The sequence below is a fragment of the Hydrogenophaga sp. genome (genome assembly GCF_022844385.1).
In the GTDB taxonomy this organism is placed as follows: Bacteria; Pseudomonadota; Gammaproteobacteria; order Burkholderiales; family Burkholderiaceae_C; genus Hydrogenophaga.
The window spans coordinates 1-7,255 of sequence record NZ_JALHLX010000151.1; the positions used below are offsets into that span (position 1 = coordinate 1).

The 7,255-nt window shown below is 66.2% G+C and carries 8 protein-coding genes; all 8 read right to left on the minus strand.

Going from position 1 to position 7,255, the window contains the following annotated elements:
* Nucleotides 1-105 precede the first annotated feature (105 nt).
* Complete coding sequence (hisF, locus tag Q0C59_RS17380) at nt 106-885, minus strand: imidazole glycerol phosphate synthase subunit HisF (RefSeq protein WP_291217889.1); 780 nt, start codon at nt 883-885, stop codon at nt 106-108.
* Between the two features lie 8 nt (nt 886-893).
* Nucleotides 894-1,634: a 1-(5-phosphoribosyl)-5-[(5-phosphoribosylamino)methylideneamino]imidazole-4-carboxamide isomerase gene (gene hisA / locus Q0C59_RS17385; RefSeq protein WP_159607862.1), complete on the minus strand. Its 741-nt coding sequence runs from the start codon at nt 1,632-1,634 to the stop codon at nt 894-896.
* Between the two features lie 18 nt (nt 1,635-1,652).
* Nucleotides 1,653-2,312 carry an imidazole glycerol phosphate synthase subunit HisH gene (gene hisH / locus Q0C59_RS17390; protein WP_291217892.1) on the minus strand — a complete coding sequence of 220 codons (660 nt, stop codon included), beginning with the start codon at nt 2,310-2,312 and terminating at the stop codon, nt 1,653-1,655.
* Nucleotides 2,313-2,325: 13 nt separating this feature from the next.
* Entirely contained in the window at nt 2,326-2,955 is a 630-nt protein-coding gene (gene hisB / locus Q0C59_RS17395) for an imidazoleglycerol-phosphate dehydratase HisB (protein WP_291217894.1), read from the minus strand.
* Entirely contained in the window at nt 2,952-4,040 is a 1,089-nt protein-coding gene (gene hisC, locus Q0C59_RS17400; RefSeq protein ID WP_291217896.1) for a histidinol-phosphate transaminase, read from the minus strand. The genes hisB and hisC overlap by 4 nt, the downstream gene beginning before the upstream one ends.
* A complete protein-coding gene (gene hisD, locus Q0C59_RS17405; protein WP_291217898.1) occupies nt 4,037-5,380 on the minus strand; it encodes a histidinol dehydrogenase in 1,344 nt (447 codons plus the stop codon). The genes hisC and hisD overlap by 4 nt, the downstream gene beginning before the upstream one ends.
* Nucleotides 5,377-6,027, minus strand: a complete 651-nt coding sequence (gene hisG, locus Q0C59_RS17410; protein WP_069047538.1) for an ATP phosphoribosyltransferase — start codon at nt 6,025-6,027, stop codon at nt 5,377-5,379. The genes hisD and hisG overlap by 4 nt, the downstream gene beginning before the upstream one ends.
* 79 nt (nt 6,028-6,106) lie before the next feature.
* Nucleotides 6,107-7,255 (minus strand): UDP-N-acetylglucosamine 1-carboxyvinyltransferase (murA, locus tag Q0C59_RS17415; protein WP_291217899.1); only part of this gene is annotated, 1,149 nt, incomplete at its 5' end.

Below are 7,255 nucleotides of genomic sequence, written 5' to 3' on the forward strand. Positions count from 1 at the left end.
GAGGTGATCGAGCAGAACGGCAACGGCCTGAGCGCCAGCCTGGGTGAACTGGAAGACCGCCTGGAGCGGCAGTACCAGCTGCGCAGCGACCGGGCCTGAAAACGGTCAGAGCCGGACAGGAATACCGCGTTCGGCCATGCGGGCCTTGGCCTGCGCCACGGTGAATTCACCGTAGTGGAAGATGCTGGCGGCCAGCACGGCGTCGGCACCGCCTTGTTGTACACCGTCGGCCAGGTGGTCGAGCGTGCCCACACCACCCGAGGCGATCACCGGCACGTCCACCGCATCGGCCACGGCGCGGGTGAGCGCCAGATCAAAGCCGGATTTGGTGCCGTCGCGGTCCATGCTGGTGAGCAGAATCTCGCCGGCGCCATGTTCGGCCATCTGCCGGGCCCAGTCCACCGCGTCCAGGCCCGTGTTCTTGCGCCCGCCGTGGCTGTAAACGTCCCAGCCTTCACCGCGCAGGGCCAGGTCCTCGCCCTGGCGCCGCTTGGCGTCGATGGCCACCACGATGCATTGCGCGCCGTACTTGGCCGAGGCGTCTCGAATCACCTGCGGGTTGGCCAGCGCTGCGGAATTGAAACTCGTCTTGTCGGCCCCGGCGTTGAGCAGGCGGCGCACGTCTTCCACCGTGCGCACACCGCCACCGACGGTGAGCGGAATGAAGACCTGGGAGGCCACGGCTTCGATGATGTGCAGGATCAGGTCGCGCCCATCGCTGGTGGCGGTGATGTCGAGAAACGTGAGTTCGTCGGCGCCCTGTTCGTTGTAACGCGCAGCAATCTCCACGGGGTCGCCAGCGTCGCGCAGCTCCACGAAGTTGACGCCCTTGACCACGCGGCCACCGGTCACGTCCAGGCAGGGAATGATGCGCTTGGCCAACATGGGCAGGGTTATCCGTTCAGGTCGTCGGCGAGTTGCTGGGCCGCTTCGAAGTCGAGGTCGCCGCTGTAGATCGAGCGACCGCAGATCACCCCCTCCACGCCCTCGTCTTCCACGGCGCACAGCGCACGGATGTCTTCGAGGTTGGACAGGCCGCCCGAGGCGATCACAGGAATGGACAGCGCCTGCGCCAGCTTGACGGTAGCCTCGATGTTGATGCCCGAGAGCATGCCGTCGCGCCCGATGTCGGTGTAGATGATGCCTTCGACGCCGTAGTCCTCGAACTTCTTGCCCAGGTCCACCACCTCGTGGCCGGTGAGCTTGCTCCAGCCGTCGGTGGCGACCTTGCCGTCCTTGGCATCCAGGCCCACGATGATGTGGCCGCCGAAGGCGGTGCACGCGTCTTGCAGGAAGCCTGGGTTCTTGACCGCGGCGGTGCCGATGATCACGTAACGCAGACCGGCATCCAGGTAGCGCTCGATGGTGTCGAGGTCGCGGATGCCGCCGCCGAGCTGCACGTCCACCTCGGAGCCCACCTCTTTCAGGATGGCACGAATCGCCTGTTCGTTCTTCGGCTTGCCGGCGAACGCACCGTTGAGGTCCACCAGGTGCACGCGGCGCGCGCCCTTGTCGACCCAACTGCGCGCAATGGCCGCCGGGTCCTCACCGAACACGGTGGATTGGTCCATGTCGCCTTGTTTCAAGCGAACGCACTGGCCGTCTTTCAGATCAATGGCAGGAATCAGCAGCATGATGGTGTGGTGAAAGGCCTAGGGGTTCCAGGAGAGGAAGTTGCGGTAAAGCGCCAGCCCCTGGTCGGCGCTTTTTTCGGGGTGAAACTGGGTGGCAAAGATGTTGTCGCGGGCGATGGCAGCGGCAAAGCGGCCACCATAGTCGGCTTCGCCCACGCAGTGCAAGGCCTGGGCAGGCCGAGCATAAAAGCTGTGCACGAAATAAAAATAGGAGCCTTCCCGGATGCCGGCCCACAGCGGGTGCACCGGGCGGCCCAGGTCGTGGAACACCGGGTTCCAGCCCATCTGGGGCACCTTGAAGCGGCTGCCGTCGGCCTGCAGACGGCCTTCCAGCCGGAAACGAACCACCTCGCCCGGGATCAGTCCCAGTCCGTCGGTCGGACCTTCCTCGCTGCGGTCCAGCAGCATCTGCATGCCCACGCACACGCCGAACAGCGGCTTGTTGGCAGCGGCATGCAACACGGCGTCTTTCAAGCCGGAGGCGGCGAGTTCGTTCATGCAATCGGCCATGTGGCCTTGCCCGGGCAGCACCACGCGGTCGGCGTCGAAGACGTCTTGCGCACGCGAGGTGACCAGCACCTCCACGTCGGCCGTGCGTGCCACATGTTGCACGGCCTGCGACACAGAGCGCAGGTTGCCACTGCCGTAGTCCACCACGGCGACTGTCTTGCGTTTCATGGCCGGGAAGGGGTTACAGCGAACCTTTGGTCGAGGGAATCACGTCGCCCATGCGCGGATCGCGCTCCAGCGCCATGCGAACGGCGCGGGCGAATGCCTTGAACACGGTTTCGGCCTGGTGGTGGGCGTTTTCGCCGTGCAGGTTGTCGATGTGCAGGGTGACGCCGGCGTGGTTGACGAAGCCCTGGAAGAACTCGAAGGCGAGCTGGGTGTCGAAACCGCCGACCATGCCGCTCTTGAACGGCACACGCATGTGCAAGCCCGGGCGTCCCGAGAAGTCGATAACGACGCGCGAGAGCGCTTCGTCCAGTGGCACATAGGCATGGCCATAGCGGCGGATGCCCTTCTTGTCGCCCACGGCCTGCGAAAAGGCCTGGCCAAGCGTGATACCCACGTCTTCAACCGTGTGGTGACCGTCGATGTGCAGGTCGCCCACGGCCTTGATCTCGAGGTCGATCAGCCCGTGGCGGGCGATCTGGTCGAGCATGTGGTCAAAGAAACCAATGCCGGTGGCCAGGGTGGCGGTACCAGTGCCGTCGAGGTTCACACGCACGCCGATCTGCGTTTCCGAGGTGTTGCGCTGCACGAACGCGATGCGCTCAAAAGGTCCTGCGGGGGCGGATGCGGAAGGCGTGGAAGTCATGGAGGGGTTTTCAGGGCGCGGATCAGCGAGGCGTTTTCCGACGGTGTGCCCACCGTCAGCCGCAGACAGTGCGTCAGCAGTGGGTGCATTTTAGAAACATTCTTCACCAGAATGCCCTGGGCCTTGAGGCTGTCAAAACAACGTTGCGCATCGGGCACACGCACCAGCACCATGTTGGCGTCGCTCGGGAAGGGCTGGAAGCCCGGCATCTGGCGCAAGGCGTCGATCAACACGGTGCGCTGTTCGCAGATCTGCGCGGCCTGTTGCGCAAACACGTCGGCGTGTTCCAGCGCAAACAGCGCGCACTCGGCATTGAGAACGCTCACGTTGTACGGCGGGCGCAGCTTGTCGATTTCCTGCACCAGCGCCTGCGGCCCGAGCATGTAGCCCAACCGCACGCCGGCCAGGCCGAACTTGGAGAGCGTGCGCATGAGCAGAACGTTGGCGTTGGCCGCCGGATGAGCGCGGATCTCGTCGAGCCAGCTGCGGCTGGAAAACGGCTGGTAGGCCTCGTCCATCACCAACAGGCCACCAAAACCGGCCGCCTCGGTGATCAGGCGGCGGATGGTGTCGGCGTTCCACAGATTGGCCGTGGGGTTGTTGGGGTAGGCAATGTAGGTGATGGCCGGCTGGTGCTCGCGCATCGCGGCCAGCATGGCGGGCTCGTCGAGTTCAAAGTCGGCGGTGAGCGGCACGCCCACAAACTTCAGACCCTGCAGTTGCGCGCTCATGGCGTACATCACGAAGCCCGGGAGCGGCGCCAGCACGGTGGCACCCGGCAGGTCGCAAGCCAGGGTGAGCAGCGAGATGAGTTCATCGGAGCCGTTGCCCAGCATCAGGCTGCAGCCGTCGGGCAGGTCCACGTAGCGGGCCAGGGCGGCCTTGAGGTCGTCGATGCGAGGGCCGGGGTAACGGTTCACCGCCACTGCGCCCAAGCGCGAGCCCAGAGCGGCCTGCAGCTCGGGCGGCAGCGCGAACGGGTTCTCCATCGCGTCGAGCTTGACCATGCCGGCGGCATCCTGCACAGCATAGGCGTGCATGGACTGCACGTCCTGGCGGATCATGTCCAGTGGGTTCGCGCTCATGCCGCACCCCGCATCGGTGGCACCTTGTCCAGGCGCATCTCGGCCGCGCGCGCGTGGGCCTGCAGGCCTTCGCCGTAGGCCATCTCGGCAGCGATCAGGCCCAAGGTTTGCGCACCGGCCTGGCTCACTTCGATCAGGCTGCTGCGCTTCTGGAAGTCGTACACGCCCAGTGGCGACGAGAAGCGCGCGGTGCCGCTGGTGGGCAGCACGTGGTTGGGGCCGGCGCAGTAGTCGCCCAGGCTTTCGCTGGTGAAGGCGCCCAGGAAGATGGCGCCGGCGTGTTTGAGCAGCGGCTCCCAGCGGTGCGGGTCGTTGCTCGACACCTCCAGGTGCTCGGGCGCGATGCGGTTGCTGAGGGCGCAGGCTTCTTCCATGCTGCGGGTGTGGATCAGCGCGCCCCGGTCGTTCAGGCTTTTGGCAATGATGGCTGCGCGCGGCATGGTTGGCAGCAGGCGGTCGATGGCGGCCTGCACCGCGTCGATGTAGGCGGCGTCGGGGCACAGCAGGATGCTTTGCGCGAGCTCATCGTGTTCGGCCTGGCTGAACAGGTCCATGGCCACCCAGTCGGCCGGCGTGCTGCCGTCTGCCAGCACCAGGATTTCGCTCGGGCCGGCGATCATGTCGATGCCCACAGTGCCGAAAACGCGTTTCTTGGCGCTGGCCACGTAGGCGTTGCCCGGGCCGGTGATCTTGTCGACCTTGGGCACTGTGGCCGTGCCATAGGCCAGCGCGGCCACGGCCTGTGCGCCACCGATGGTGAAGGCGCGCGAAACACCGGCCACATAGGCGGCGGCCAGCACCAGCGGGTTCTTCTCGCCGCGGGGCGTGGGCACCACCATGATGATCTCGGCCACACCGGCCACATGAGCGGGAATCGCGTTCATCAACACGCTCGACGGGTAGGCCGCCTTGCCACCGGGCACGTAGATGCCCACGCGGTCCAGCGGCGTGACCTTCTGGCCCAGCAGCGTGCCGTCTTCGTCGCGGTAGCTCCAGCTCTCGCCACCGGCCTTTTTCTGCGCTTCGTGGTAACTGCGCACCCGGCGGGCTGCGGCCTGCAGGGCGTCGCGCTGTGCGGCGGGCAGGCCATCGAAGGCGGCTTTCAATTCGGTCTGGGTGAGCTCCAGCTGGCTCAGGCTCGCCGCATCCAGCCCATCAAAACGCGCCGTGTATTCCAGCACTGCGGCGTCACCCCGCGACTTCACGTCCGCCAGGATGCCAGCCACGCGCTCTTCGATCGCACCGTCGGTCTCGGCCGACCAATGCAGCCGGGCCGCGAACTGCGCCTCGAAGTCGGCGGCGGTGGTGGACAGGCGAGCGGGACGGGCGGTGAAGGTCATGCGGGTGTGCCTTGTTCGATGGCCTGGGCAAAGGCGTTGATGATCGGGCGGATGGCGGCTTGCTTGAGCTTGAGCGACGCCTGGTTCACGACCAGGCGCGCGCTGATGTCCATGATGCGTTCGACCTCGACCAGGTGATTGGCTTTGAGCGTGTTGCCGGTGGACACGAGATCGACGATGGCGTCGGCCAGGCCGGTCAGCGGCGCGAGCTCCATGCTGCCGTAGAGCTTGATCAGGTCCACGTGCACACCCTTGCTGGCAAAAAACTCGCGCGCGATGTGGGTGTACTTGGTGGCCACCTTCAGGCGCGAGCCCTGGCGCACGGCCGAGGCGTAGTCGAAGTCGGCGCGCACGGCCACGCTGACGCGGCAGCGCGAGATGTTCAGGTCCAGCGGCTGGTACAGGCCCTGTCCACCGTGCTCGATCAGCGTGTCCTTGCCTGTCACGCCAAGGTCGGCACCGCCGTGTTCCACATAGGTCGGCACGTCGCTGGCGCGCACCAGCACCACACGCACCTGCGGGTTGCTGGTGGCCAGGATCAGCTTGCGCGACTTTTCGGGGTCTTCCAGCACTTCGATGCCGGCTGCCTTGAGCAGCGGCAGGGTCTCGTCGAAGATGCGGCCTTTGGAGAGGGCGAGCGTGATCATGGCGTCTCCCGCCGGGCCGCCCCAAGGGAGACGCGCGCCCCCTCGGGGGGCAGTGAACGAAGTGAACGTGGGGGCTGTTTCATTTAATTCGTTCTATGTCGGCGCCGATGCCGCGCAGTTTTTCTTCCATCTGGTCGTAACCACGGTCCAGGTGGTAGATGCGGTCGACGATGGTTTCACCATCGGCCACGAGACCGGCGATCACCAGGCTGGCCGAGGCCCGCAGGTCGGTGGCCATGACGGTGGCGCCCGACAGGCGTGAAACGCCCTCGACCACCGCCACCTTGCCGTCGGTCTGGATGTGCGCACCCAGGCGCACCAGCTCGTTGACGTGCATGAAGCGGTTCTCGAAGATGGTTTCGGTGACCTTGCTCGTGCCGTCGGCGATGCAGTTGAGCACCATGAACTGGGCCTGCATGTCGGTGGGAAAGCCCGGGTACTCGGTGGTGCGAAAGCTCTGGGCCTTCAGACGGCCCGAGGCGCGCACGCGAATGAAATCGCCACCCGCGTCTTTCCCGGCTTCGATTTCGGCGCCGGCTTCCAGCAGCTTGTCGATCACGGAATCGAGGTGGTCCGCTCGGCCGTGGCGCAGCACCACGTCGCCACCCGTGGCTGCCACTGCGCACAGGAAGGTGCCGGTCTCGATGCGGTCGGCCACCACCTGGTGGGTGCAGCCGTGCAGGCGGTCCACGCCCTGAACATGGATGCGGCTGGTGCCGTGGCCTTCGATCTTCGCGCCCATGGCGATCAGCATCTCGGCCAGGTCACCGATCTCGGGCTCCTGCGCGGCGTTTTCCAGCAGCGTTTCGCCCTCGGCGAGTGCAGCGGCCATGAGGAAGTTCTCGGTGCCGGTGACGGTGACCATGTCGGTGGCGATGCGCGCGCCGTGCAGGCGTGTCTTGCCCGCGGGCAGCTTCGCCACCATGTAGCCATGTTCCACCACGATCTCGGCGCCCATGGACTGCATGCCCTTGATGTGCTGGTCCACCGGGCGCGAGCCGATGGCGCAACCACCGGGCAGGGACACGCGGGCGTGACCAAAGCGCGCCAGCAAAGGCCCGAGCACCAGCACCGAGGCGCGCATGGTCTTGACCAGTTCGTACGGCGCCTCGGCCAGGATCGGGTCGGCGGCCTGCAGCGTGATGCCGCCGCGCTCGCCATGGGTCTGCGTCTGCACGCCCATGTTGTCGAGCAGCTGGCGCATGGTGGCCACGTCGCGCAGGCGCGG

Bases quoted from the DNA above. Each gene is read 5' to 3' on its own strand.
- hisH (WP_291217892.1), bottom strand. From the start codon at position 2,312: ATGAAACGCAAGACAGTCGCCGTGGTGGACTACGGCAGTGGCAACCTG.
- hisF (WP_291217889.1), bottom strand. From the start codon at position 885: ATGTTGGCCAAGCGCATCATTCCCTGCCTGGACGTGACCGGTGGCCGC.
- hisA (WP_159607862.1), bottom strand. From the start codon at position 1,634: ATGCTGCTGATTCCTGCCATTGATCTGAAAGACGGCCAGTGCGTTCGC.
- hisG (WP_069047538.1), bottom strand. From the start codon at position 6,027: ATGATCACGCTCGCCCTCTCCAAAGGCCGCATCTTCGACGAGACCCTG.
- hisB (WP_291217894.1), bottom strand. From the start codon at position 2,955: ATGACTTCCACGCCTTCCGCATCCGCCCCCGCAGGACCTTTTGAGCGC.
- hisC (WP_291217896.1), bottom strand. From the start codon at position 4,040: ATGAGCGCGAACCCACTGGACATGATCCGCCAGGACGTGCAGTCCATG.
- hisD (WP_291217898.1), bottom strand. From the start codon at position 5,380: ATGACCTTCACCGCCCGTCCCGCTCGCCTGTCCACCACCGCCGCCGAC.